The organism is Paenibacillus lautus NBRC 15380 (assembly GCF_004000945.1).
In the GTDB taxonomy this organism is placed as follows: domain Bacteria; phylum Bacillota; class Bacilli; order Paenibacillales; family Paenibacillaceae; genus Paenibacillus_AQ; species Paenibacillus_AQ lautus.
On record NZ_BIMF01000003.1, the window covers coordinates 419252 to 444685 of the forward strand.

At 50.9% G+C, this 25434-nt stretch carries 20 protein-coding genes and 2 pseudogenes; 2 read left to right on the plus strand and 20 right to left on the minus strand.

What is annotated here, in order from left to right; translation table 11 throughout:
* Positions 1–14 precede the first annotated feature (14 nt).
* Positions 15–884 carry a LysR family transcriptional regulator gene (locus PLA01S_RS09020; RefSeq protein WP_127591688.1) on the plus strand — a complete coding sequence of 290 codons (870 nt, stop codon included), beginning with the start codon at positions 15–17 and terminating at the stop codon, positions 882–884.
* An 83-nt stretch (positions 885–967) separates the two neighbouring features.
* Here the strand turns inward: PLA01S_RS09020 and PLA01S_RS09025 are convergent, their stop codons facing one another.
* The 10 genes and pseudogenes from PLA01S_RS09025 to PLA01S_RS09070 form a co-directional block, all read right to left on the minus strand.
* A complete protein-coding gene (locus PLA01S_RS09025) occupies positions 968–2818 on the minus strand; it encodes an ABC transporter ATP-binding protein (RefSeq protein ID WP_127591689.1) in 1851 nt (616 codons plus the stop codon).
* The gene (locus PLA01S_RS09030) at positions 2802–4577 is read right to left on the minus strand and encodes an ABC transporter ATP-binding protein (protein WP_127591690.1); all 1776 of its coding nucleotides are present in this window, start codon (positions 4575–4577) and stop codon (positions 2802–2804) included. Before PLA01S_RS09030 ends, PLA01S_RS09025 begins: the two co-directional genes overlap by 17 nt.
* 283 nt (positions 4578–4860) lie before the next feature.
* Complete coding sequence (locus PLA01S_RS09035) at positions 4861–6918, minus strand: HelD family protein (RefSeq protein WP_127591691.1); 2058 nt, start codon at positions 6916–6918, stop codon at positions 4861–4863.
* Positions 6919–7120: 202 nt separating this feature from the next.
* A complete protein-coding gene (locus tag PLA01S_RS09040; protein ID WP_127591692.1) occupies positions 7121–7954 on the minus strand; it encodes an ABC transporter permease in 834 nt (277 codons plus the stop codon).
* Positions 7951–8901 carry an ATP-binding cassette domain-containing protein gene (locus PLA01S_RS09045; protein ID WP_127591693.1) on the minus strand — a complete coding sequence of 317 codons (951 nt, stop codon included), beginning with the start codon at positions 8899–8901 and terminating at the stop codon, positions 7951–7953. Before PLA01S_RS09045 ends, PLA01S_RS09040 begins: the two co-directional genes overlap by 4 nt.
* A 61-nt stretch (positions 8902–8962) precedes the next feature.
* Positions 8963–9781: an NAD(P)H-binding protein gene (locus PLA01S_RS09050; RefSeq protein WP_127591694.1), complete on the minus strand. Its 819-nt coding sequence runs from the start codon at positions 9779–9781 to the stop codon at positions 8963–8965.
* Positions 9782–9833: 52 nt separating this feature from the next.
* A complete protein-coding gene (locus tag PLA01S_RS09055; RefSeq protein ID WP_127591695.1) occupies positions 9834–10724 on the minus strand; it encodes a helix-turn-helix transcriptional regulator in 891 nt (296 codons plus the stop codon).
* A 110-nt stretch (positions 10725–10834) separates the two neighbouring features.
* A pseudogene (locus PLA01S_RS09060) lies at positions 10835–11050 on the minus strand (transposase); the annotation flags it as partial.
* Positions 11050–11263: pseudogene (locus PLA01S_RS33170) on the minus strand (transposase); the annotation flags it as partial. The pseudogenes PLA01S_RS09060 and PLA01S_RS33170, both read right to left, overlap by 1 nt.
* A 435-nt stretch (positions 11264–11698) precedes the next feature.
* On the minus strand, positions 11699–12457 hold the full coding sequence (locus PLA01S_RS09070) for an MBL fold metallo-hydrolase (protein WP_127591696.1): 759 nt from the start codon (positions 12455–12457) through the stop codon (positions 11699–11701).
* A gap of 124 nt (positions 12458–12581) precedes the next feature.
* On the opposite strand from PLA01S_RS09070, the gene PLA01S_RS09075 reads away from it, so the two are divergent.
* On the plus strand, positions 12582–13013 hold the full coding sequence (locus tag PLA01S_RS09075; protein WP_100539493.1) for an Lrp/AsnC family transcriptional regulator: 432 nt from the start codon (positions 12582–12584) through the stop codon (positions 13011–13013).
* A 92-nt stretch (positions 13014–13105) separates the two neighbouring features.
* On the opposite strand, the gene PLA01S_RS09080 is transcribed toward PLA01S_RS09075, so the two are convergent.
* From PLA01S_RS09080 to PLA01S_RS09125, 10 genes are all read right to left on the minus strand, one after another.
* The gene (locus PLA01S_RS09080; RefSeq protein ID WP_127591697.1) at positions 13106–14377 is read right to left on the minus strand and encodes a Gfo/Idh/MocA family protein; all 1272 of its coding nucleotides are present in this window, start codon (positions 14375–14377) and stop codon (positions 13106–13108) included.
* A 35-nt stretch (positions 14378–14412) separates the two neighbouring features.
* Positions 14413–16035 carry an extracellular solute-binding protein gene (locus tag PLA01S_RS09085; RefSeq protein WP_127591698.1) on the minus strand — a complete coding sequence of 541 codons (1623 nt, stop codon included), beginning with the start codon at positions 16033–16035 and terminating at the stop codon, positions 14413–14415.
* A 48-nt stretch (positions 16036–16083) separates the two neighbouring features.
* Entirely contained in the window at positions 16084–16968 is an 885-nt protein-coding gene (locus PLA01S_RS09090; RefSeq protein WP_113060632.1) for a carbohydrate ABC transporter permease, read from the minus strand.
* A 19-nt stretch (positions 16969–16987) separates the two neighbouring features.
* Positions 16988–17947 (minus strand): ABC transporter permease, encoded by a 960-nt coding sequence (locus PLA01S_RS09095; RefSeq protein WP_127591699.1) that lies wholly within the window; start codon positions 17945–17947, stop codon positions 16988–16990.
* A 736-nt stretch (positions 17948–18683) separates the two neighbouring features.
* Positions 18684–19721 (minus strand): LacI family DNA-binding transcriptional regulator, encoded by a 1038-nt coding sequence (locus tag PLA01S_RS09100; RefSeq protein ID WP_127591700.1) that lies wholly within the window; start codon positions 19719–19721, stop codon positions 18684–18686.
* A 212-nt stretch (positions 19722–19933) separates the two neighbouring features.
* Positions 19934–21118, minus strand: a complete 1185-nt coding sequence (locus PLA01S_RS09105; protein ID WP_127591701.1) for an MFS transporter — start codon at positions 21116–21118, stop codon at positions 19934–19936.
* A 151-nt stretch (positions 21119–21269) separates the two neighbouring features.
* A complete protein-coding gene (locus tag PLA01S_RS09110; RefSeq protein ID WP_127591702.1) occupies positions 21270–21572 on the minus strand; it encodes an ArsR/SmtB family transcription factor in 303 nt (100 codons plus the stop codon).
* A gap of 45 nt (positions 21573–21617) precedes the next feature.
* The gene (locus PLA01S_RS09115; protein WP_127591703.1) at positions 21618–22832 is read right to left on the minus strand and encodes a glucuronate isomerase; all 1215 of its coding nucleotides are present in this window, start codon (positions 22830–22832) and stop codon (positions 21618–21620) included.
* 29 nt (positions 22833–22861) lie between these two features.
* Entirely contained in the window at positions 22862–24433 is a 1572-nt protein-coding gene (locus PLA01S_RS09120; RefSeq protein ID WP_127591704.1) for an extracellular solute-binding protein, read from the minus strand.
* A 300-nt stretch (positions 24434–24733) separates the two neighbouring features.
* Complete coding sequence (locus tag PLA01S_RS09125; RefSeq protein WP_127591705.1) at positions 24734–25405, minus strand: TetR/AcrR family transcriptional regulator; 672 nt, start codon at positions 25403–25405, stop codon at positions 24734–24736.
* Positions 25406–25434: the final 29 nt, after the last annotated feature.

The following is a 25434-nucleotide window of genomic DNA, read 5'->3' on the forward strand; positions in this document are numbered from 1 at the left end:
GGTTGCATCAACCTATGGACATCAGACAGCTCCGCTATTTTATTGCCATCGTGGAGGAAGGTACGATCTCGCTTGCCGCCAACCGGCTTCATATATCCCAGCCGCCTCTCAGCCAACAGCTGAAAGCAATGGAGGAAGAGCTCGGGTCCGTCTTGGTATATCGTAGAGGGAAGCGGCTTGAAATCACCGAATCGGGTAAAGCGCTGTATAAATATGCGCTCCAGATGACCCAGCTCATGGAAGAGGCCAAAGCCGAGGTGAAAGAGGTCGGGAACGGCGATAAGGGTACGCTGAGTCTTGGCATCAATACATTATCTTCGGTAGAACTGCCGTCATGGCTGCATGAGTTCAAAGCAAGATATCCCCAGGTTTCGTATAAAATTCAGCAGAACGAGTCGTATCAGCTCTGTGAGCTCGTGAGAAACCGATCGCTTGAAGTAGCGATCGTCCGCCTGCCGCTTGAATTGGATGATTTCTCGATCCTTCATCTGCAGACGGAGCCTTTTTATATGCTCACTTCTGAGCCATCCATCGAACAGGAGATAACCCTCCCGCATATTGCGCAGTATCCGCTCATTCTGCCAAGCACGGAAGGGTTAGGCGTGTATTATACGATCCAGATGGCTTTCTCGGAACAGAAACTGCAGCCGAACATCGTAGCCGAATGCTCCGACATTTCGCTGCTGCTGCGTTTGGTCGCTTCGGGTTTTGGCGTGGCGATTGTTCCCGAAACGCTGGTCAAGCAGCACGTGCCTGCATCTGTTCATGCCTTCAAAATCAAGGACACCCCGGCAGCGGCTTCCACAGCCTTGATCTGGCTGAGGGATCATCACGTCTCCAGAACGGCTCTGAACTTCATTGACTTGTTGACAAGCGCCTTATAAATACGGCTTCCCTAATCGCACGCTCATAAAAAAAGAGGACAGCGCTAATGAAAGCTCCGTCCTCTGGCAAGAATCTGATGCGGTTATTTTGTACGATACAATGAACCGGCAGTCTCATGCTCCTGCTTCTGTCCTTGGGAGTGAAGATACAGCTCTTCATAATACCCATGGGAGTCCAGCAGTTCCTGATGCGTGCCTTGCTCCACGATCCGGCCTTTGCTCATGACCAGAATCCGGTCTGCCCCCATGATGGTAGATAAGCGATGGGCAATGACAAGGGTCGTTCGCCCTTCGGCCACGAGCTGCAGCGCGTTCTGGATCAGCTGCTCCGTATGCGAATCCAGGTTGGCGGTCGCTTCATCAAGAATGAGAATCTTGGGCTGGAAAACGATGATCCGGGCGAAGGAGATCAGCTGCCGCTCGCCGGCGGACAGGCCGCTCCCCCGCTCCGACAACCGGGTGTCATAGCCTTCCTTCATCCTCATGATGATCGAATCCGCACCGATAAAGCGGCAAGCCTCGATCACCCGTTCCCTCGAGATGGTCTCATCGAACAGCCGTACATTGTCCAGCACCGTCCCGGAGTAAAGATACGGCTCCTGCTGAACAAGGCCTACCATCCGGTGCAGATCGGACTGTGCGAGCTCCCTGATGTCGATTCCATCAATCCGAATGCTTCCTTCGTTCACGTCATAGAAACGGCACAGGAGACTGATGAGCGAGCTTTTTCCCGCTCCGGTGGTTCCGACGATCCCGATCATCTCTCCGGGGTTGATATGGAGATCCAGATCCTGAATAACCGGCGCCCCGCCTTCGTAACCGAACGTGATCCGGTCAAAGTCAACGCGTCCCTCGACGCTTGCTTTCTCAATGGCCGCCGGCTTGCGTTGATCGGTAACCTCAGGCTGAATCGCCAAGAGACCCCATATCCGGTTAATCGCCACCGTCGCCGATTGCAGCGTATTCCACTGCTGGGTGATCGTGTTGATCGGCTGGAAGAATAAACGGATATACGTTATGAAGGCGTACAGCACGCCGAACTCCAGCGTTGTCCCCAGGACGGCTTGTCCGCCGAGCCACGTCACGAACGCAATGGCCAAATTGTTCAATATTTCGTAGGAGCGGTTAAACAGCACATTCGTCCGGATCTCCCGAATATTGGCCTTGAAGTAAGAGCCGTTCCGTTCCTCGAACTGCTTCTCCTGCTCCTTCTGCTGATGGAAAACTTGAATCAGATTCATCCCCGAGAGATTCTCGGCCACAAAGGCCACCAGCCGGGATAACCGCGTTCTGGCCATCTGGTAGGTGTGGCGCATATAACGCCGGAACGCAATGGCGATCCCCGCAATGATCGGCAGCAGGATCAAGCAGTACAAGGTCAGCGTGACATCGAGCTGGAACATCAAGATCAGAATGAAGATCAAGGTGAAGCCGTCGCGGAACAGGCTGAGCAGCACCTGGTTAAAAAATTGATTAATCGCTTCGGTATCACTGGATACATGCGTAATCAAGCTACCGCTCGGCACTTTATCGAAATAAGACATCGACAGCTTGGATATATGGGCAAACAGCCGTTTGCGAATGCTCGCTACAATGCTCTGCCCCGCCTTTTGCAGCAAATTATTTTGCAAATAGGTGAACACCATACTGAGCAGCGATAACAAAAAATAAATGCCGCAAATGACCATCAGGCTCCGAAAATCGTTCTTGCCGACCATCAGATTATCATCGATTGCGATTTTCATCAGGTACGGCTGCAGCAGCTCTGCCGATATGGCAATCAAGGTGCAGCCGATAAACCCGGCAAAGATCAGCCGGTATTCCTTCATGTAACCCGATAAAGCACGGAATGTGGATATATACTTGGGCTTGGACTGAGGGGCATTCAGATCCGCCTTCTGGTCCAGTTGCCAATTGTTAATGGCCTGTGCCATGATGCTTCATCCCCTCTTCCTGAATGTCATGCAGCGTCCGGTACAGTCCGTCCTTTGACAGCAGTTCTTCATGCGTACCCCGCTGAACAATCTCTCCCTGATCCAGGACGATGATCTCATCGGCATGTTTCAATGCACTGATCCGGTGAGCAATAATGATCGTAGTCTTTCCAGCACGGATATCCCGAATCGTCTCCATGATTTCCGTCTCCGTCACCGCGTCGACAGCGCTTACGCTATCATCCAGAATGAGGATAGGTGCATCCTTGATTATTCCTCGTGCAAGGCTTGTCCGCTGCCGCTGTCCTCCGGAAAGCGTAATGCCTCGCTCCCCAAGGCGGGTTTCGAACTTGTCCGGAAACTCTGCAATGTTGTCATACACCCGTGCTTTTCGTGCCGCTTCCTCAACGATTGCCGGCTCCGTGTCCCGTTTATAGAAGGCAATATTCTCGCGGATGGTCGAGCTGAACAGGAAGCCGTCCTGGGGAACATAGGCGATCCCTTCACGCAGGCTTTTTAATGTAAGCTTCCGAATATCCTCCCCCCCGATCAGCACTTTCCCCGGAGGCGGGTCATAGGTACGCAGCAGCAGCTTCATAAGCGTAGTCTTGCCGCTTCCCGTTCGGCCAATGATGCCTAGCGTCGATCCTGGCGGAACATCCAATTGAATGCCGCGCAGAACCTGTCTGGCCCCCTCCCCTTGACCATCCACATCGTCGTAGGAAAAGGATAAATCACGCACTTCAATGCCTGGAATCTCCTGATTCAGCGCCTTGGCACCAGGCAGTTCCTTAATATCGGCCTGCTTGCCAAGCAGGTCGTTCAATCGGTCAAGCGAAGCCCTCGCGCGCTGAACGACATTAATAACATTGCCGATCTGCTGCAGGGGATTCATCAGCATGCGAATGTAAAGCGTCAATGCGACAAAGTTTCCGACCGTAATGCGTCCTAGAATCGTCAGGTAACCGCCGAATAAGAGGGCGATAATGAGTGAGGTGGCACCCAGAAACGGAATGATCGATTGAAAGAGCGATGATACGCGTACCAGCCGCAGCTGCTTGTCCCGGATGCGGTCCACCGTCATCCCAAAGCGCCGCTTCATCGTGTCTTCCACCGCGAACTTCTTGGTGACGCGGATCCCGCCAAACTGCTCCTCCGCGGATTCCGTCATCAAGCCCAGCGCTTCCTGTACCTGCAGCGATCTTCTTCTGATAATCGGTCCGAGCCAAACAACAATAACCGGAATCAGCAGCAAAGGGGCGATGCTCGCTGCCACCAAATACAGCGGTACGTTCGTTATCAGCAGCATGACGATCGTGGAGACCAGAAGGATGGAGGAGTTTGCCGTCTGATTGATCCCCATCGAGATGGCTTCCCTTACCGTCGTCACGTCATTCATGAAATAACTTAGCAGTTTGCCAACGCCATGCTTGGAATAAAATCGCTCACTGAGCCCCGTAAAGTGGACAAACAATCGCTGCCGGTTCATAAATTCGAAATACCGCCCCGTGTACATAACCAGAAACTGGCCGATCCCGCCGATGACGGCAAAGCCGACGCCGATTCCGAGCAGCGTCCAGCTGTAACGCACGATGCCATCGACAGACAATAAACCATCCTTCAGTTCATCCGTAAAATGGCCCAGCACCCTTGGGAAATTCACGTGAATGATGTTGGCTACCAAATGGCAGCAAATCGACAATACATAAAACGGCCACGTCTTCCTGAAAAAATCTCCAAGTATTCGATGAGAGTCCAATGTCCCATATCACTTCCTGTCCCGTTGTTGGATTGATTAGCCCGTTACGTTCCTCCTTCCATACGTTTGCTGTGCTACTCTCATATTAATAGGTTCGAGAAATAAATCAGTCCTCCTTCCTAAACGCCATATAAGTTCTCCTGCGATGATCGAATGGGCTCAGCTTCGCTGAAATCTTATGCATGGTCTAAAGAAAAAAAAGCCGCAAGCATCGGTTGCGACTTTCTTAAAAGGTGTTTCTATGGATGACATGGATGACGCTATCCTGATTTTCGGCTCACGCTCACACGGCCAACCAAGCTGCCGGTTCACCCGAATAGGTCAGCGAAAGTTTATGCATGGCCCGGGTACAAGCAATGTAGAGTAAGCTTCGGTCCATCTCGGAACGATAGTTTTCGGCGTCCGCAAAAGGAACGATAACCTGATCGAATTCCAGGCCCTTGGCCATATGGGCGAAGGTGATCGTAATTCCATCCTGAAAGCGGTCGCTGCTAAAATCGAGCAGATTCACGCTGCCCCCAAGCTCCCTGATGGACTCGTACACCTGCCGGGCCTGCGAGGACGTTTTGCATAGGATCCCCATCGTCTGCAGCCCGGAATCTAAAAAGTGACGGCTAAGCTCTTGAATGAACGCCAGCTCCTCCCGGGCGTCACGACACCGGATCACCTGCGGTTCTTCTCCATGCCGCTCCACGGGAATCATGGTGCTGCCCGGACGGATTCGCTTCGCAAGTCCCATAATCTCCAGCGTGGAGCGATAGCTCTTTAACAGTTCAATCGTATCGGCATGTGGAAACACGCCCTTGATATCATGCAGTGAAGTGGACGTATATACGTTGACCGACTGGTTGCTGTCCCCAAGAATCGTTTTTTTGCACGAAAACCATTTGGAGAGCACGACATATTGAATCGGTGTATAATCCTGCATTTCATCGACGAGCAGATGCTTCACCATATCGTATGATGTGCTTCCCTCCAAATACATTTTGAGATACAGCAGCGGAAAAACGTCAGCATACTCGATCGTTTTCCTTCCGATCATGACGAACATGTCCGGTTTGTTCCTATGCGAGAAGAATTCCTTGTACATGCTGAGTGCATTTTGAAATTTGAACATTTTTTTGATCGCGGTTTTGACCTTATTGGCTTCTGCGGTTGTCAGCCTCTCTCCATCCTCCGTACGAACCCGGCCTGACAGGATGGAGGCCGTCTTCTCCAATCGCTGCCTGAGCGGCATGGTCATGGTGCCAAGGTAACCGTCCATGATCTCCGAAGCCGAAATACATACGCCCTTCAGCTGAATATCCGCAGGCAGGAAGAACTGCTCATCGGCATACTTCATATAAGCCTCTAGCTCGTGCACGAAGTGCATGCCGGCCTTATACCGGATCCGTTCAATAGCCTGCTCGTCATGGGCGTGCACGATTTCGTCCACCTGTTCGGAGAAGGTCTGGAACTGACATAATCCTCCCAGCTCTTTGGCAGCAAGCTCCTCCATCGTAACCTCCATGATTTTCTCTTCGCCAAGCTCTGGCAGAACGTTGGATATATAATCAGAGAATACTTTATGGGGGGATATAATGAGCACGTTGCTGGAAGTCAAAGTCTCCTTATGGCGGTACAACAGAAAAGCTACCCTGTGCAGAGCCACTGAGGTTTTGCCTGAACCGGCCGCTCCCTGTATGATCAGCTCATTTGCGGTTTCGTTTCGTATGATGGCATTTTGCTCCTGCTGGATGGTAGCCACAATATTCTTCATCTTCTCGTCCGACGTGCTGCTGAGCTCCTTCTGCAGAACGTCGTCATTGATGTTCATGGAGCTCTCAATCATATATTCCATATGACCGTCTTTGATTTTGTACTGTCTTTTGACGGTAATTTCGCCTTGCATTCTGCCCATGGGCGCTTCATACGACGCAGGACCGACATTGTAATCATAGAACAAGCTTGCCACCGGCGAGCGCCAATCATAGATGAAATGCTCCTGACTTCCTCCGTCCGTGAAAGAATGGATGCCGATATAGTAAGCACCTTCTTCAATCGTTTCATTCGTTCGGAAATCCACCCTGCCAAAATACGGCGAGGCAAGTAGTTTGCGAATCTTTTGCAGCCTGGCCACCGTCTTCTCTCCCGTATCAATCGATAAGGAAATATCAACCCGGTTGGCCGCTCGTTCCGCCGCATCCAATTGGGCCATGTTCACCCACAGGTATTTCTTCGCTTCAATGATCTCCTTATACGAGTCGGACACCTTCCCCTCTAATTCATCCGATGCTCGATGAAGCTCCTTTAATACAAACTCAAGATATTCCCGCTCCGCGCTTTCGCTTCGATTCAGCATTCCGATTTCCCCCTCTTTGCTAAAGAATAGCTTTAAGTATAGGGGTTTCCCGAAAAAAATATAGACTTATACTTTCCGTTGTAGTATTGTGTATTTATCGTGGGTCCAAAAATAGTGATACGATTTACATCAACCGCAAATGACATACCATAGATAAAAAACCAGGCTGCATGCTCATGCAAACCTGGTTTTTTTGTGCCTCTTACCGCTCGTTTTTTGTCTGATACAGATACAGAGTAAACGGGGCGAAAATAGCGATAATCACCACGCAGACCCCGATTCCGATCATGCTCACGGCCATGATTGCCGTGCCGTTCATCAGTCCCCTGACCGTGGCTGCCGCCATGCTGATCGGATTCAGATCGATAAGAATGCCCGTCCATTTCGGCATCGTCGACGAATCCACCAGAATGTTGCTGGCGAACAGCAGCGGATATATCGCGATCATGCTGGACCCCGACACCGTCTCCGGCCGCTTGGCCACGACGCCGATCAGCGCAAATATCCAGCTGACGCTGAATGCAAAAAATAAGATGAAAGCAATGGCGCATACCATTTGGATGGCGCTGCCCTCGGGGCGGAAGCCCAGCGCAAGCCCCGTACCCAGGGCAACGATAACGCCGACCGTATAACGCAAACCATCCGTAAGGATGGAGCCGATGACGGAGGCGGGCTGCCAAAAGGGCAGCGTTCGGAAACGATTGTACACCCCTTTGGTAATATCCGAGCATATCGTGGTTCCGCTGTACACCGTCATGGGAACGACCGTCAGGATGAGGATGCCGGGCAATAGGAATTGAATATAAGCTCCGGTTGACCCAGCCATGGCACCTCCGAACAAGTAACTAAATATGAGCAGCAGCAGAACCGGCGACAGAATCGCATCCATCACCAGACCAAACCCGTTATGCTTGGTATGCTGCCAAGTTCTCCACATAAAGATTCGGATCGCCGTCAGGGCATTGGGATGATCGATATCGGCTTGACGAACAGGCAGCACGCCGTCCTTATTCGCTGTATGTCGGCTTACACTCATGGCGTGCCTCCCTTCGACTTCGCGTGGGTCAGTGACAGAAAGACCTCATCCAGACTCGGTTCGCTTAAGGCGAAATATTCAATGGCGAATCCGTTCTTCATCAGCGTACGAAGAGCCTCATTGGCGGTACTTGCGTCCTCCACCGGGATCTTATGTACCAACGGATGATTGCCCTGCAATACGGTCAGCGCGTGTTCCTCGTTTAACAAAGTACCGAGCTTGCGCTGATCGGCCGGTTCGATGAATTGGATGGTTAACGTTCTGTTGCCAACGGAAGCCTTTAATTGGCGGGGCGTCCCTTCCGCAATCAAACTCCCCTTATTCATCACGGCAATCCGGTCCGCCAACTGGTCAGCTTCCTCCAGATATTGCGTCGTCAGCAGCACAGTGGTTCCACGCTTCAAAAGCGACCTTACAACCTCCCACACTTGATTGCGGCTTTGCGGATCGAGGCCTGTTGTCGGCTCATCCAGAAAAATAACGTCGGGCTCGGTAACGATACTGGCGGCAATATCCAGCCGCCTCCGCATCCCGCCAGAGTAATGCTGCACCGCGCGGTCCTTCGCTTCGCTGAGTCCAAAGGATTCGATCAGCTCCTCGCTTACGGATCGAGCCGTTTTCGCCGAATAACCGTAAAGCCTTGATATCAGCATTAAATTCTGAAGACCGGAGAGCCCTTCATCCAGTGCTGCAAACTGGCCTGTCAGGCTAATCTTTCTTCGAACGTTCCGGGCATTGCCCACAATATCAAACCCGGCCACGCTTGCGAACCCCCCGTCCGGCTTAACCAGGGTGGATAGCATGTGGATGGTCGTTGTTTTTCCGGCGCCGTTCGGACCTAACAAGGCAAACAGCTCTCCTTGTTCGACTCGCAGATCGATTCCTCGAACGACCTCCATGCCGTTGTAAGATTTGCGAAGCTCCTTCGTTTCAATGGCGTAAGGCAAGTTTCACAGCTCCTCCTCTTCCTATAAAAATCTGTCCCTAGAATGCCATAATGGCTTACTCTTAAAAATCGTCCAGATGATCGCGGACCCAATCAGCAAGCGTGGCTGCCGGCCGCCCCGTGACTTCCTCCACCGTCGGCAATACGGTATAACCGATCTCGAGCGGATTTTTTCCCATTTGCACAAAAAACTCAATCGATTCCTCGTCATAGCCTTGCGCTCTCCATTGATCTCTCGCCTGTTCCTCGGTCAGTTCGACAAAACGGATGTCCTTGCCTGTTACCTCGCTTATGATCCGAACCGCTTCCGTTCGCGATAGGGCTTCCGGTCCCGTAAGGAAATATTCTTGGCCATGGTGACCCTCCTCAAGAAGTGCGGCGACGGCAACCCGCGCAATATCGGCTTCATGGATTCTCGCGCTCAGCGCATGGCCGAACGGCTCGCGGACGACTCCCTCAATGCGGATCGATTCCTGCCAATCGGCCAAAATATTTGCCATAAATTCGCCTGGCTTGAGCAAGGTCCATTCCATCCCGCTCTCTCGAAGGGCTGCTTCGACAGGACCTTCTTCATAGCCTACCAATACCGTTACCCGCTTTATGCCTGCCTTCTCGGCAAGCTCAATAATCCGCGGATCCGTCTGCAGGGACCCGTAAGCCTCATCACTGGAAATGATCAAATGCATGGCCGTCACGCCTTGCAGGGCGGGAATCAGGCTATCCGGGTCATTGAGATTTCCGGCAACCACCTGGACGCCCTCCGGTACTTTCGCTTGCTGGGGATTGCGTGAGATTGCCCTCACTTCGCTGCCTTGCAGCACAAGCTGCTGCACAATGTGTTTTCCAACGGTTCCTGTAGCTCCTGTTACCAAAATAGTCATATTCAACTTCCTCCTCAAGCGTCGATTTACGATCCATCTTTTTGGATGTTCCTCATTCATAACGTTTACGGATTTCTTCCAGCTCCTGCAGCAGATCTTCTTTCAGCTCCGGCGGGGAGATGATCTCCACCTTTGAACCGTAGCTTAAGATCACCGAGATGGCATAAGCTTTGGTATAGAACACCGTTCGGACATCGAGAAGTCCCTCGCCGGAGATAAAGGCCTCCGGAAATTGCTCGGTCACCCGCGGTCCGGCGGATGAATCGAAGCGGAGATGAGCCTGTATCCCCTGCAGCGCCTCCCGATCCTCCCGCTCCAGGTTTCCTCTTGGGAGGAACGTGTCGGTGGATACTTCAAGACTGGATATGCGCGATACTCTGAAGATTCGATTCGCCTGCTTTAACAAGCAGTAGGCCTCCAAATACCATACGCCTTGTTCCCAGTACAGCTGAAGCGGCTCCACTTGCCGCTCCGAACAGCTGCCGGATGTACTCGTATAATGAAGGGTCATCAGGTTCGAGCGTTCAATGGCATTCAGAATGGGCTGAACCAACGCCCGCTCATGTTCCGACGTGCTCATATCGAATAGGATTTGTTCATGACATCCTCCGTTCAACAGGGCAGGCTGCAAGGTTCCGAGCTTATTCATGATGCTGGTGTATCTCCCCTTCACAGTCCCTTCGATGCCCTTTAAAAGATTGTAGATGGCCAAAAAGTCCTCAACGGAGAAGTGCTGCCTCGTCAGATAGAACCCCCCCATCAATTCAAACCCGCCATCCGCACCGGGATAGGAAGCAACCGGAATGCCGGCCTGATTAATGAGGTCCACATCGCGGTAGATCGTACGAACCGAGACCTCATACCGGGCGGCAAGCACCGTGGCCGTCACTCTTTTTTTGGTCAACAATTCCATCGTAATGCCTAGCAGCCGGTCGAGTTTCATCGTTAACACTCCTCGCGTTTCGTACTTTTTGACTTCTGAATCGAATATTAAAACATAAATCCTGACACCTAGTATGTCAGGATTAAATATCGTTCCTGTTGAAATAAGGGTTATTTTTGATGAAAAACAGTAGATGAGGTGGAACAACAAAAGGGGCTGAGCAAATTATGGGCAAGCGAAAGCCACCCGACCTCCAGGCTCACCTTATGCAAGCCCCGAAGCAGAATGCGCCGGAATCCCCGGTTGTTATTGATCTGCCCAAACACACTTTCCGGCTCGGCCATTCGCCGAACCAACAACGCATGACCCTCCTCACTTCTAAGATTCTCCCGGCAATCCACATGAACATAACATTCTTGCGAACGGCTTTGGCGATCTGACGAGAAGATCCGTTATGTGTAAGTGTAGACGAAGACTTTAGCGAGCATCTTGGGATGGTAGCTGTCTCGACCGCCGCCGGGATAGGCACTCACAAAAATTCGGTCGTCCAAACGGTTGATTGGCTTCATTACGACGCGAACTAGATGGTGTTGAAGAATATCTTCCTACAAATCCATTGGCAGATCGAGTAGGTCCATGGTAATTGAATGTACAAAAGAAACCGTTCCTTTCGTACACGGTTTGGGTAGCACCACCATTTTACCAAAGAACGGTTTCTTTGCGTCTAAAAGTAAGCAATCTGCACGGCGTAGCGGAGAGGACGAATCGGTTTCGGACAAGCGTCAGCGCTCGCCTTTGCCCCCACATTTCGTCCTTGCTCAGAACCATTCCAAGAAATGTGGGGGCAACAGCGATGGGAGAAACGATTCGTACACGGAGCGTCTTCTAACAGCAAGAAAGGGGCCTCCCGCAAGATCTAAGATCTCTTGGGACAGCCCCCTGCATAGATTATATCATGTTCAGACAGGTCCCACTACTACAGAAACCATCGGCTGACTGCAGCCTTTCCCGCTGCTGTGCCAAGCTGTTGCGTATTACGCTTTCCATTCGACCCATTCGCCATCCTCCGGAATTTCGATTTGATCGCGCAGACCTTCCGCTGCCAGACGACCGGACAGCTCCTCTCTTGTCACAAGGCAGTGGTTGATGGCTTCCATATGGACCGCAACCGCCTTCGTATAGGGTGCATGAAGCAGCAGTTTGATCACATCGTCCTCATCCATAATAATCGGATCTCCCGTGAGAAACCGGGCACCGCCGGCGTTGACAACCGTCATCTCGGGTTTGTGTGCATCCAAAACTTCTTTCACTTCATCGCACCAGATCGTGTCGCCTGCTATATACAGCGTCGGGTGTCCTTCTGCCTTTAAAATAAAGCCGGATACCTGTCCCATCATCTGACCGATCTCACCCGTGCCGTGATGACCACCGGTACGGATTATCGTAACCCCCTCATATTCCAGGGTTTCCTGGACTGCCGTCACGGACGTAAAGCCTTGCGAAACCAAGGTGTCCTCGTCTCCCGGTTGACACAGGATCGGCGTCGTCTTTGGCAGTGCATCCATAGCAGCTTGATCCCAGTGATCCGGATGCAGATGCGTAACCAGCACCACATCCGGATGGAGCTTGTCAGTCACGGAGAACGGCAGCGGTACAAGCGGATTCCGTCTGTCATTCGCGGAGTTGATGACCGGCGGGTTCGCCTTGGCATCGCTAAACATCGGATCGACCAGCAGTTCAAGATGGGCGTACTGTATTCTTAACGTAGCATTACGTATCAGTTGAAGTTTCACTTTCATTTCCCCTTTGTTTCATTTAATATGGTTCTGAACCCATTATAGAGAACGCTGATATGCCCGCCTACAGATTCGTGAAAGGAATTAGGGGGACTCACTTTCATCGTGAAAGGATATGACCATGCCAAGCGCTCATGAACTCGACGAAGTCGATCTTCGCATATTACATCACCTGCTGGAGGATGCGAGCCTGTCTCACAAAGCCATCGGAGAGCGGGTGCATTTGACGGGACAAGCTGTCGGGGCCCGTGTTCGTAAGCTGCAGGATCTGGGTGTCATCGAAGGCTTTACGCTTCGTTGGAACCCGGACAAAATCGGTCTGGCCGTACATGCTTTTATCACCATGTTCTTGGCGTTAAATACGGCTCATTCTCCCTTCTTGTCCTTTGTTCAGTCCCACGACATGGTCGCCGAAACCCACCGCGTCAGCGGTGAGGGCTGTTATTGGCTCAGGGTACGGGCGGGCTCGCCCAAGGAATTGAATGATTTTCTGGAAGAGCTTCTGAAGTACGGGAATTATAAAGTCAGCCTGTCCATTGATCAGGTGAAATAAACAAGAAGAAGCCGCGGATCCTCGAGATCGGCGGTTTCTTCTTGTTTTCTATTATGAATTTTTCATATGATGTATTTTTAATATAATTCCATTTATTTCACCGCGTTTTCTTCCGCCATCAATTCCAGCGCATATTCGTTCAAATTGATGGATTGGCCGTGATTCAGCCTCGATTTCTCTGCCGCGAACGCAATAAGGTGGCTGCGTACGGAGGCACTGGCCGACGTCAGGCTCTCCTGCCCATTATAGCTCCGAACCTCTCTCAAGAAGCTGGCCACAATTCCGCTGTCGCCCCCGCCATGACCGCTGGACTGCGAAGGAATCGTAATCTCCGTTTTCTGCCCGGTCAGAAAATCGTAAACCATAATCTTGCCTTCCTCTCCCCGAAGCTCGCCGCGGGTGCCCATGATCTGAATTCTGCGCTCCTGTTCATACGTAAATCCGCACATGCTGAACATCGCGGTGGCGCCGCCCTCAAACTCCATGTTGACGACCTGATGATCGACCACGTTGTTATCGCTCCGATAGACGCAGCGGCCATAGTCCGTATCGCGAAGCCCTTGAATGATATTCGGCTTGGTCAGCTCCTGGGTGAAATGCCCCGCCCATCCCTTGTATTGATCGCTCAAGTAAAACCGGGGTGCCGAATATGGACAGGTTGGTTCCACCTGGCAATCAAGGCAGCGGTCGGCCGCACCTTCGGGGGCCTGCTCCTCCCGGAAATGCATCAGGGAGCCAAACGAAGTGACCTGCGTGCAAGGACGGTCCATCAACCACGACAGCACATCCATGTCATGGCAGGATTTGGCCAGTATCATCGGGCTTGCCTTGTCGGAGTTATTCCAATTCCCCCGCACAAAGCTGTGGGCAATATGCCAATATCCCACATTCTCGTTCAGCTGGATCGAAGCCACCTCGCCGATGGTCCCTTCCTGAAGCACGCGTTTGATGGTACTCCAAAAAGGGGTATATCTCAGCACGTGGCATATGGTCAAAAGCCTGTTGTTACGTATGGCAGCCTGCTCCATCTCTAGACATTCCTTCGGTTCCGGAGACATCGGCTTCTCCAGAAGCACGTGATACTGTTTCTCCAAAGCCTGCATGGTTGGGCCATAGTGCATGCGGTCCTGCGTACAGATGACGGCGATATCGGCAAGCTGGGGCTCTGCGAGCAGCGGCTCCCAGGATTCATAACACCGCTCCGGCGGGATTCCATGCTTCTCGGCAAAACGGATGCGCCGCGCCGGATCAGCCTCGGCTACGGCCACGAAGGTCAGCTCATGCGGGTAATCCAGGGCATAGGGGGCGTAACCCCCGGCGCCGCGCGCGCCTGCCCCGATCAATATGGCTTTCAATTGTGTCATATCATGTCGCTCCTTTTAGGTTCTGGTACTCGCATTTATTCGGTATATCGGTCTGCCGCGGACTGGTAAATGGCCAGATAGCGCTCCGACCCCATCTTCTGCAGGTTAGCTACATATTGGTCCCAGTTCTCAAAGGACTCGTTGCCGGCTATGAATTTATCCCGCATCTCATCCACGTACGTGTGAATGTCGGTCTGGATACCGGTAAGCTCGGACTGCTCATCGGCCGTAAAGTTAAACGGCGGCCAAACCTTGTCTTGAGGGATGACGTACGGCTCGGCTTTTTGTGCGTTCTCTACGGACGTCGGCAGACCTTCCGCTCCCTTGAAATACTTCTGCGTCACGAAGCCCGGATAATATCCGCCTGGCCATATCAGATACTGCCCTACCGCCTGGTCCAGATTGAGACCGTCCGGATTGTTCTTGATCTCGTCCACGTAATCCACATTGCCTTCTGCATCTTCCTTATACGTTTCGTCTTTCCAGCCCATGAAGAACATGCGGATGCCTTCGTCGCTGTAGAAGTAATCCATCCAGCGGATCAGCGCGGCCGGATTCTTCGCTTTATCGGTCAGGACAAACATCCCGATGTTCCCCAGTGGAGAGCCCGTGGCGCTGAACATCTGATCGCCGTGCGGCCCCTTCAATACCGGAAGCCCTACATAACCCTCCTGGTTGTAGATGGCGACCGGGTCTACGTTATCGACTACGCCGAGAAGACCTTCCACGCCCTTGGCGTCCACCTCCGTGCTCTTCACGGACATGATATCCTGTTCCAGCAGGCCGTCCTTGTACAGCTTATTCACGAACTGAAGCAGTTCCTTGTATCTTGGATCCGTCGGAATAAACCGGACCTTTCCGCTCGCCGGATCGGTATCCACGTTAATGTTCGAGGTTCCGTGATAATTGAGGCCAAACGAACCGCGCAAATAGTTGACGATGCCGGCGGTTCCCACACCACCCCAGGCATATTCATCCTTCTGGCCGTTGCCGTTCGGATCCTTCTCCTTGAACGCCTTCAACATATCGTAGAATTCATCCAGCGTCTGCGGCTCTTGAAGGCCAAGCTTGGTCAGCCACTCCGACTTCACCCACGGCGTTCCGTACAGCACGGACCGGAACTCCGGATCATACAGCGTCGGCAGCCCGTAAATGTTGCCATCCGGCATCGTAATCCCCTTCTCAATGACCGGATACTTCTCCATCAATGCCTTGAAATTCGGCGCATATTGGTCAATCAGGTCATTCAGCGGGATAAACGCGCCCTGCTTGCCGTATTTCAGCAGATCTGCCCTCGGGAATGCGGAAGCATAGAACATTTCCGGATAATCGCCGCCGGCGAGCAGCAAATTCCGTTTTTCCGCCAAGTTGTCTTTGTGCACCGTGTCCCACTGTACCTGAATATTGGTCATTTTCTCATATTCCTGCCACAGCTTGATGTTGTTCCAGTCGGCGTTGGCAAAGAACTTTCCGGCAAATCCTGTCACCGTCATCTTGTCACTGACAATCGGAAACCCGGTCTCATTCATCGCTGTTTTCCCTTCACCCGCGGAGTCCGATTCAGCCGTTCCTCCCGAACCTTTCGAACTGCAGCCCACCGCCAGCGATACCGACAACATGCAGGTCAACAGAAGACTTCCCCATTGCTTCAGCTTCATCCGTAATCCTCCCCTTTTCATGTTCCATCCATCTATCCATACAAGGAATTATCCTTTGATGGCCCCAATCATAACGCCTTTGACAAAATACCGCTGCAGGAACGGATAGAGCGCCAGCACGGGTATATTAGCCACGACCAGCACCGCGTACTTAATGCCCTCCACTTCCCTTTGCTGCTTGATCGCCGATTCGGTCGACATTTTGACCATGTCGTTTGTTTGTCCCTGAATCAGAATTTCGCGCAGGATGAGCTGCAGCGGAAATTTATCTTTATCCGATAAATACAGAAGTGCATTGAAGAACGCATTCCAATGACCGACCGCATAGAACAAAATGGTCACCGCGATAATCGGCATGGACAGCGGCAGTATGATCCGGGTCAAAATTTTAATGTTCGAGCATCCATCGATCGTCGCGGCCTCCTGCAGCTCGCCGGGTATGGACTGCTGAAAGAAGGTGCGCATGATGATGATGTTCCAGATCGATACGGCATTCGGGATAATCATGACCCAGAGCGTATTCAGCATGCCGAGGTTCTTAATCAGCAAATACGTCGGAATGAGTCCTCCGCTGAAAAACATCGTGAAGACCAGCAGCGCCATGATGGCATTTCGCCCGACAAAATCTTTCCGCGACAGCGGATAGGCCGCAAGGATGGTCATCGTGAGATTAATGAACGTGCCCAGCGACGTATACACCAGCGTGTTGGTAAAGCCGCTGATGATATCCTTGTTCTGAAAAATTTTCACATAGGAATTCAGGTTGACTCCCTTGGGCCACAGCAGCATCTCGCCCCTCAGAACCGCCTGCGGGTCGCTAAACGATGCGCTGAGCACAAAGACCAGCGGGTACATAACAATGATAGTAACCAGGATCAGAATCGTATAATTGATAACATTAAAAATGCGGTCCCCTCTGGTTTCGATTTGCATGGTTCTTTCGCTCCCCTCTTTACCAAAGACTGGTCTCGCTCACGCGCTTCGAAATAAAGTTCACGACAACCAGCAGGACAAAATTGATGACGGAATTAAATAATCCGATGGCTGCGGAGAAACTGTACTCGGCATTCTGAATCCCCATTCGGTAAACATAGGTGGCAATAATGTCGGAGCTCTCCATATTCAGGTTGTTTTGCATCAGGAGCACCTTCTCGAACCCGATGCCCATAATGCTGCCCATGTTCAGGATCAAGAGGATGATGATTGTTGGCATAATGCCCGGGATGTTAATATGCCATATGCGCTGAAGCCTGGTCGCACCATCGACACGCGCAGCTTCGTGCAGCTGGTTGTCTATGCCGGCAAGGGCTGCTAAATAGATAATGGAGCTCCAGCCCATGGTCTGCCATACATCCGACAGAACGTACAGGGATTTGAACCAGGAGGGCTCCGTCATAAAATTGATCGGCTGACCGCCGAACATTTCAATAAAATGATTGATGATGCCGTAGCGGGGCGACAGGAAAATCATCATCATCCCGACAACGACCACGGTAGATAGAAAGTGAGGAGCATACGTGATGGTCTGCACGAATTTCTTGAAACGTTCAGCCCGAACCTCGTTCATGAGCAAAGCCAGAATAATCGGGATCGGAAAACCGACAGCAAGGCTGTATAAACCGATGCCCAGCGTGTTCTTGATCAGGCGCCAGAAATAATAACTGTTGAAAAAGCGATCGAAGTGCTCAAAGCCGACCCACGGACTGCCCCATATCCCTTGCGTTGCTATAAAATCCTTAAAGGCGATCTGGATGCCGTACATTGGAACATACTGGAACAGGATGTAATAGGCGATGACCGGTGAAATCAGGGCATAAAGCTGCCAATTGCGTAAGACACGATTCCACAGTAAGCGCTTACGTTTTGTTTCAGGTACCTCGATTGCTGCGGGCTGCAGGGTCGTATTAGCCAATGAGCATCACCTCGTATGTATGGATTGGGTTAACCTCGTAACACTAGCAAAGCGATCTTGACATGCCATCAAAGCATGGGGTATCCGCTCATCAGCGGATCAGTTCCATTTCACATGAATGGAGCTTGGAAAGTACTCGTTTATGATTTCCCTCCTTTTCTATGCAATCCGTCATATGACTAAGCTATCACCACCTCATGCTGTCCGTTAGTCAATACGGTTTTTGCAGCGCACAATATGTTAGGTATAGTAACGCTAAATCATTTTATAAATAAAACCCGAATAAGTCAGGCGTTATTTCATTTCTTTGGATTTATTTTGGATATATATCCCGTATTTTTTGGATTTAATTTGGATAAATATTGATACATGAAAGGCATCACGCTGACAATGCGAAGGGCCAAATTCATGAATGAGAGGAATTAATATATTATTACAATCTCTTTATATTAAAGGAATGAAAACGCAATCAACAATAAAATGAAATGAAGCGAAGAGTACTTTATTTCGAATTCCAAAACCAGAAATCCTATTCCAAATATTTCATTGATTTGCACTCATAATAATATAGCGATATGGCATTGTCAAACACTTTTTGGACTTTTTTGGCACAACAACCTCGATAGTCGGGTAAAAAAATCGCAAAAAACAGCTGTCGGATTTCAGTCCGACAGCTGTTCGATGATTCTTATTTATATGTTATGTCAACTAATCACACATAATACGTTAGTTAAATTCATTCTCTAGTAAAACTGGAGGACTCCCGAACAATCAACGAGCATGGCAGCAATATTTTGGTTGCCATCTTGAAGTGCCCGTCCAAATAATCCACGATCGATTTGGCAGCTACCCTGCCGATTTCGTACTTCGGCACGGAGACGGAGGTTAACGGGGGCGTTGTATATTGGGCTACATCAATGTTATCCATCCCCACGATCGCGATATCTTCCGGTATGCGGCCTCGATTCTCGACAACGGCACGCATTGCCGGAATGGCAAGCATGTCGCTGGCACAAAAAACAGCCGTTGGCCATTGATCTTTGGGAAGGCCTCCGAGTAACTCGGACAGCTTGCTGAAGCTTCGATCCACATTCCATCCGGTATTCATCAGCCACTCCTCGCGCACCTCCAGGTTGGCTTCCAGCATAGCGAATTTATATCCGACATACCGTTCTTCGCTCTCCATCTGCTTGGAATACGCAGGCCCCCCGATATAAGCGATTCGCGTGTGTCCCTGGTCAATCAGGTGGCGTACGGCTGCCCTTGCTGATAAAATCCGGTCACAATCTACAACCGGCACGGTCAGCCGGTCATCATTCAAACTCACACCCATGATGGCAACCCCGGCCTGCTGTATCAGTTCAAACAGCTCCTTGTCGTACCAGCTGACGGCTACAATCCCCTGAGCTCCTGTCTCCCTCAGCATGAGGCGTATTTTGTCTGCATCAGCGATTTCCTCGCATGTACGAACGATCGCCGGGGGCTGTCCGAGTTCCTCCATTTTTTTATGGAAACCGGCAAGAACCGTTGAGAAATACGGGTGGTCGTCCATCAGGTTTTGGGGAACGACGCAGACAACCCGCTTATCGGCCATGCCGTTATCATGTACGCTATGGGATGACTCAGGTAGTTTATAACCAAGATCAAGCGCCGCTTGCCGGATTTTCTGCTTGGTGTCCTCGCTGACCGGACGGCTTGCATCATTGCTGATGGCCCGCGAAACCGTAGATATGGATACCCCGACCCGCTCGGCGATATCTTTAAGCTTAGCCAATCGCATCTCCTCCTCCGCAAAATTTGGAGCCAAATTTTCCGCCATCCATTGATCATAGCATAAACTTTCTCATTTTGGGGCGTCAAATTGATGTCCGGTTTTTCGCTGGAGAAGAAGGGCAATATCTTATGGATTCTTTCGTTTTCCGACAGTGTTAAAAATGCTGCATATCAGGCTCCGTCACAGCATAGCCGTTGCCAGCGGTTATCCCATTAAGCTTCCAATGGCGCGCGCGCCGTGCTCTCCTGCTTCCCTAATCGGAAAAGGACAAACGACACTATCATGGCTATGGCAACGCCCCCGGCACCGATCCAGGTAATGGATGACAAGGACCATTGCTCGACGGCAACCCCTCCGATGCCTGCGCCCGCAGCCATGGCGAGCTGCATCACGGACTGGTTCAGGCCTAGCATAACCCCGGATGAATTCGGCTCCAGCTGGACAAGGTTATACTGCTGCGTCGGACCGGAAGACCAGGCAGATAACGACCATATAACAAGAATCGCCAACACGAGAATGACAGATACGGCTGCTTGGGTAAAAGTCAGAGCGATTAACGCGAGAATATGCAGAATCATGCCACCGGATAATGTAAGCGGTACTCCCCATCGATCCGTACTGAATCCACCGAACTTGGAGCCAATGAGGCTGGCAATGCCAAAGGCAAACAGTGCTGCACTAATCAGTCCTTCGTTCAGGCCGCTAACATGAAGAAGGTAAGGAGACAGGTACGTATAGGCAATGGAATACCCGCCCAGCCAGAAGAACGTGATCGCCAAACCGAGTGCAACTTTAGGCTTCTTAAGCAGCGCGAATTGCTGGAGCAGCGGTACAGGCGCATCTCCTTTTGTTTTCGGAATCGCCTTATGCAGCACAATCATGGAAACAACCCCCAGAATGGCAATGAAACCGAACACTGATTTCCATCCAAAAGCAGCAGCTACGAGACGACCGAGGGGGACGCCAATGATCAGGGAAGCCGTGAAGCCCATGATGACCGTAGCGATCGAACTCGCCTGTTTGCCAGGCGGAGCGATTTTGGCGGCAATCCCGAGTGCAGTTACAACTACCATCCCTGCGCCCACCGCCATAATGACGCGCGCAATCACAAATGGAACATACCCCGGAAGGGCAAATGACAGTAGATTCGCAATCACAAAAATGCCTAATGAATAAACCAACAGCTTCCGTCTCTCCACTCTAGCGGTCAGCGCCATAAGAATGGGGGTCAAGATCGCATATACCAATGAGAAAATCGTGACCAGCTGACCAGCAGCGGTTATTGTAATCCCTAACGAATCGGCAATTTTATCCAAAACTCCCGATATAATATACTCCGACGTTCCTACTAAAAAACTAACGATAGCCAAAAAATAAATCTTCCAAGCACCCGTCATGATATGAATTACACTCCTTTATTTGATATTTATATATTACGAATTGTCGATATGTTAAACCAATAAAAAGACATATCGCAATATGTAGATGCGAATCACAAAGCAAGACTGAATGATTCCTTATTTCTTAAGGAATCATTCAGTGCCTGCGCTATATCTCCTGCTTCAAATACTCTCCGATTTCCCGGATAACCTCTTCATCCCGAGTATAATACGTGAATTTTCCAAGCCGCTCCGTCTTGATCAGACCTGCCCGGTGCAGAATCGATAAATATTGCGATGCGGTGGACTGCGTCATATTCAGTTTCTCGGTCACCTGGCTTACGCATACCCCGACTTTCCTCATATCAATCCCTTCATGGGGTGTAAAATGTTGTTCCGGTTCCTTGAGCCACTGCAATATTTCAAGCCTCGATTCATTGGACAATGCTTTAAACACTTCGATTGGTTTCATACGTATCATTATATCGAGAATTATCGATATGTCAAACTATTTTCCTCAGGTTTGATCCTCCGAACAAATGCCATAGCGTCTCATGGCACTCGCGTAGAACCATTCATTTGCCGTATGCAGCGCCGTCTCCTCGTCGATCCAGCCAGATAGGACCCGCTCCCATAGAAACTCGGCGGCCAGCTTCTTCACAAGCAAAATCTTGCCGTAACTCCATTCCATAGAGCGGGCATCCGAGACGATAATCGAGCTCTTGCTTGCCGGGAGTGCCTCCAGACGGTACTGCATGCTGTCTCGGTAGGTGCTCGCTCGGAAATTGAACCACCACATGCCGCCGACATGAACGTTCGGGAAATTCCAAGCTGCCTGCACCGCATCGAGATTGTTCAGCTCCGATGCAAGCACAAGCTCAAATTCACAACGGTACGACTCAAACAAAGCAGTCAGCTTTAGAATCCGCTCTGTATCATTGGCAGGGAACGCCGTACCACACCATGATCTCTCCACTCCCAAAAACAGCTGAACGAGCAGGCCGTTCCGAGCCGCAGCACCACATAGGACGTGCAGCAGCTCTATCAGAATGTCGTCACGCCCGCTTGCCGGCCCAATTTCCTTACGGATGTGCGAGCTCGATTCATACCGCGGCAGCGTTGTCATGATGCCCGGAAGGCCAGCTTCGCGAAATCCGCCGAGCAGCAAGTCAATCTCGCCTCCCACATCCCGAAAAGTCCTGGCCGGATCATTAGATTGCACGATCCGGTCAACCCATGGACCCAGCACTCCGTCAATCCGGGGGATCAATACGGCATCGTCCCGCATGCCTTGAAACGCTGCATGCTCCGGATGATTCACGACAAACCGGCGGATATTCATCCGGTCTGCCGTTTGCTGTGCCCAGCCTTCTTCGGCGGACGTATGCTGAACGCGAGCCATGGCTTCCCGCACCGAATGTTCATCCTTGATGATGACTCCGTATAATTCACGCATAATGGAGGTGAATACCCAGTTCATCAGCGTGCTTCTCGTTGATCGATAGGCTTTTAGAAAAGCGGCAATTCGCTCCTCCTCAGGCAATTTATCCGCTTCATCCGGGTAGCCACCGGCTTGGAGCTCTCGATAGAACCAGAAGTAATGGGCGATTTCCCAGAAGTCCCTTGCACCAAGCCGGTCACCGATAAGATGGGTATGGGTATCGAAGACCGGCAACCCCATGATTCGCTCGAAGAATACAGCTTGTTTGCCGCTCCTATCATGCAAGCTCATGTGAACATCTCCTTTTCTTCATGAATCGGTTATTTCCGGTTTTCCGAGACGACAACGCCCTTCCCTTCGTTGTAGCGGTCTGTGGCTTCCTTTATAATCTCAAGGCCACCCTTCTTCTTGTACTCCTCAATCACTTTCGGCCAATCCGAGATCGGCTCTCTGCCGTAGATCATCTTGATCATATGATCAAGAACCAGCTTTGGCCCCACGTCATCGCCTTGCGGCGCGGTGTCCGGATATTTGGAATAAGCCTCCAATGCCGGGGAGAAGCGGATCGACCCCAGCCCTTCCTTGAAAACCACCGTATCCATAAACTTGATCATGTCCTGCCCGTCCTCGGTCAGCTCTTCCTTTGCCTTGTTGTACACCATATCGTGGACGAACCAGAACATGCCGCGGAAACCGTCTTCGTCCATGGCTTCAGGCGTGGATGGCGGCGTAAACTTGATCGCGCCGTTCTCCCGGGTGAAAGTTTCGCCTTCAATGCCGAACGAGAAATATGTCTCTGCCTCCGGCGTCAGCATCCAGTCAAAAAACTTGATAATGCCGATGGCCTTCTCTTCTGAGACCTTGCTGTTAATATAGTAAGACGTATTTATGCTTGAATACAGCAAATGACCTCCGGTGTTCTCCGGACCGCGCGGCGATGCAATGATATCAACCTTGGCGTCCGGCACGGCATTTTTCAGCTTACCGCGGAAGCCTGACAGAAGCTGGGCGTTGGCGGACCACATGCCGGATTTACCGCTTTCAATGTTTTTGCCGTAGTCACTGGAGGTCAGGGTCGCAAAATCCTTAGGAATTAGGCCTTCATCGTACATGGTCTTATAGGTCTCCAGCGCCTTTGTCATATTTTCCACGTCGAAGAACTTGGGAACGACCTCCCCGTTCTGCAGTTCGTACTGGGATGGCAGCACATCGAACGCTCCCAGAATCGTGTCCGCATATTTAAAGTTCTCCCGCATTTGATATGGAAACTCAACGCCTTCCTTCTTCATCGCACGCATCACGTCCAGAAATTCATCCACCGTCTTGGGTGCCGGGAGCCCTGTCTTTTCCAGCAGATCCGTCCGGATATACAGCCCTCTCCGGGACGGGTTGGACAGCCATGCCGGTATTCCGTAAATTTTGCCGTCATAGCTTGTCTCCTGCCAGGCTTCCTTCGGCACGCTCTTCATCAAATTCGGAGCATGCTCCTTCAGCAAGTCGTCAAGCGGCATAAATACGCCTGCTTCCACGGAACCGGACATTCCCTTGCTTGTAGCCCCTCCCACGTTCTGAACGACGTCAGGAATATCATTAGAGGCAAACATTAAAGTCATTTTGCTGTCGAAGTCCTTCAGCGGCAGCATGGTCAGTTCAATATCCGTATTGGTCAGCTTTTCAAGCTCCTTCACCCATCTCTCTTCATTTACGTCCTTCGAACGCTCGGCATGTTTGTTTCCGCTGGTTGCCATGGACATCGTGAAAGACAGCTTGCCATCAGCGGCAGCGCCGGAAGAACCGGAGGTTCCGCCATCCGCTTCCTTGGCACCATTACAGCCGACCGCCGTTAAGGCGATTAGCGCGCTCATCAAAATCAAACTCCATTTTCTTCTCATCCACATCGCTTCCTTCCATATTTCTGACAGATTGTTTACATTTGTCGCTTCTGCATCGCGGCTCGGATATCGAGCTGCCCATTTCCCTATGAACCCGAATACCTATCCCCCTGAGCGTCTCACCCCACAACCTAAAGCGCTTTCATAATAACATCCAACTCCCGAATATTAACATGTACTTTCTTCTGATCGCATGTGTTTTCCTATGCTGTCCGTTCTTCAAATAAAAAAAACGGCATTTCTGCCGTTTAGCCGTGGAGCTCATTTCAAATGGTTGTTGATCCAGTCCAACAGGGGTTCCTATGATATCATCTGCAAGATTTGCATGATCTCCTGCTCCATTTTCGCATCCTGCACGGAATCGAGATGTTCTGGCTGGAACAGCTGGTATTTTTTCAACTGGTAAAAATCCATCAACGCCTGTTTTAACGTGAGATCATACTGGATCGAGAATAGCGGGTCCAAAATACGACGGAGAACCGCATCGTCCTGAACCATGAACAACGCCGCGTTCATCCGATTAAATATGCCCTGGTCCATTCCGGCTTCAAAGAATGCCTCGAGATTTTTGTTGCGGGTTAACTGGGCTGCCCACAGTCGGTCAAATAACTGCGGATAGGATTCTTTAAGATCCTGCAGGAAAAGATCCGACACGTAAATCACGCATCTCAGAGACTGCTCGTACGTTTTCTGAAAGCGATCGGCAAAAGGAATCTTCTCATCCTGGACCATGAAATCTGCCCGAAGCAGATAGTCGATGTAATGCTCAACCACCACCTGAATGACATCATCTCTGGAAGAAAAATGCTTATACAGCGTTACTTTACTGATGTCCATATGATGTGCAATATCATCTATTTTCAATTGGCTGAACTTCGTTTTTCTCAGTACCGGCTTTATCTTCTCAATATATTGCTCTATGCTTACCGCCTTCTTCACCTCTAGAACTCCCCCTCCCGTTCTACTCCTCATTATAGCGCATGAATGAGATCCATAACCAT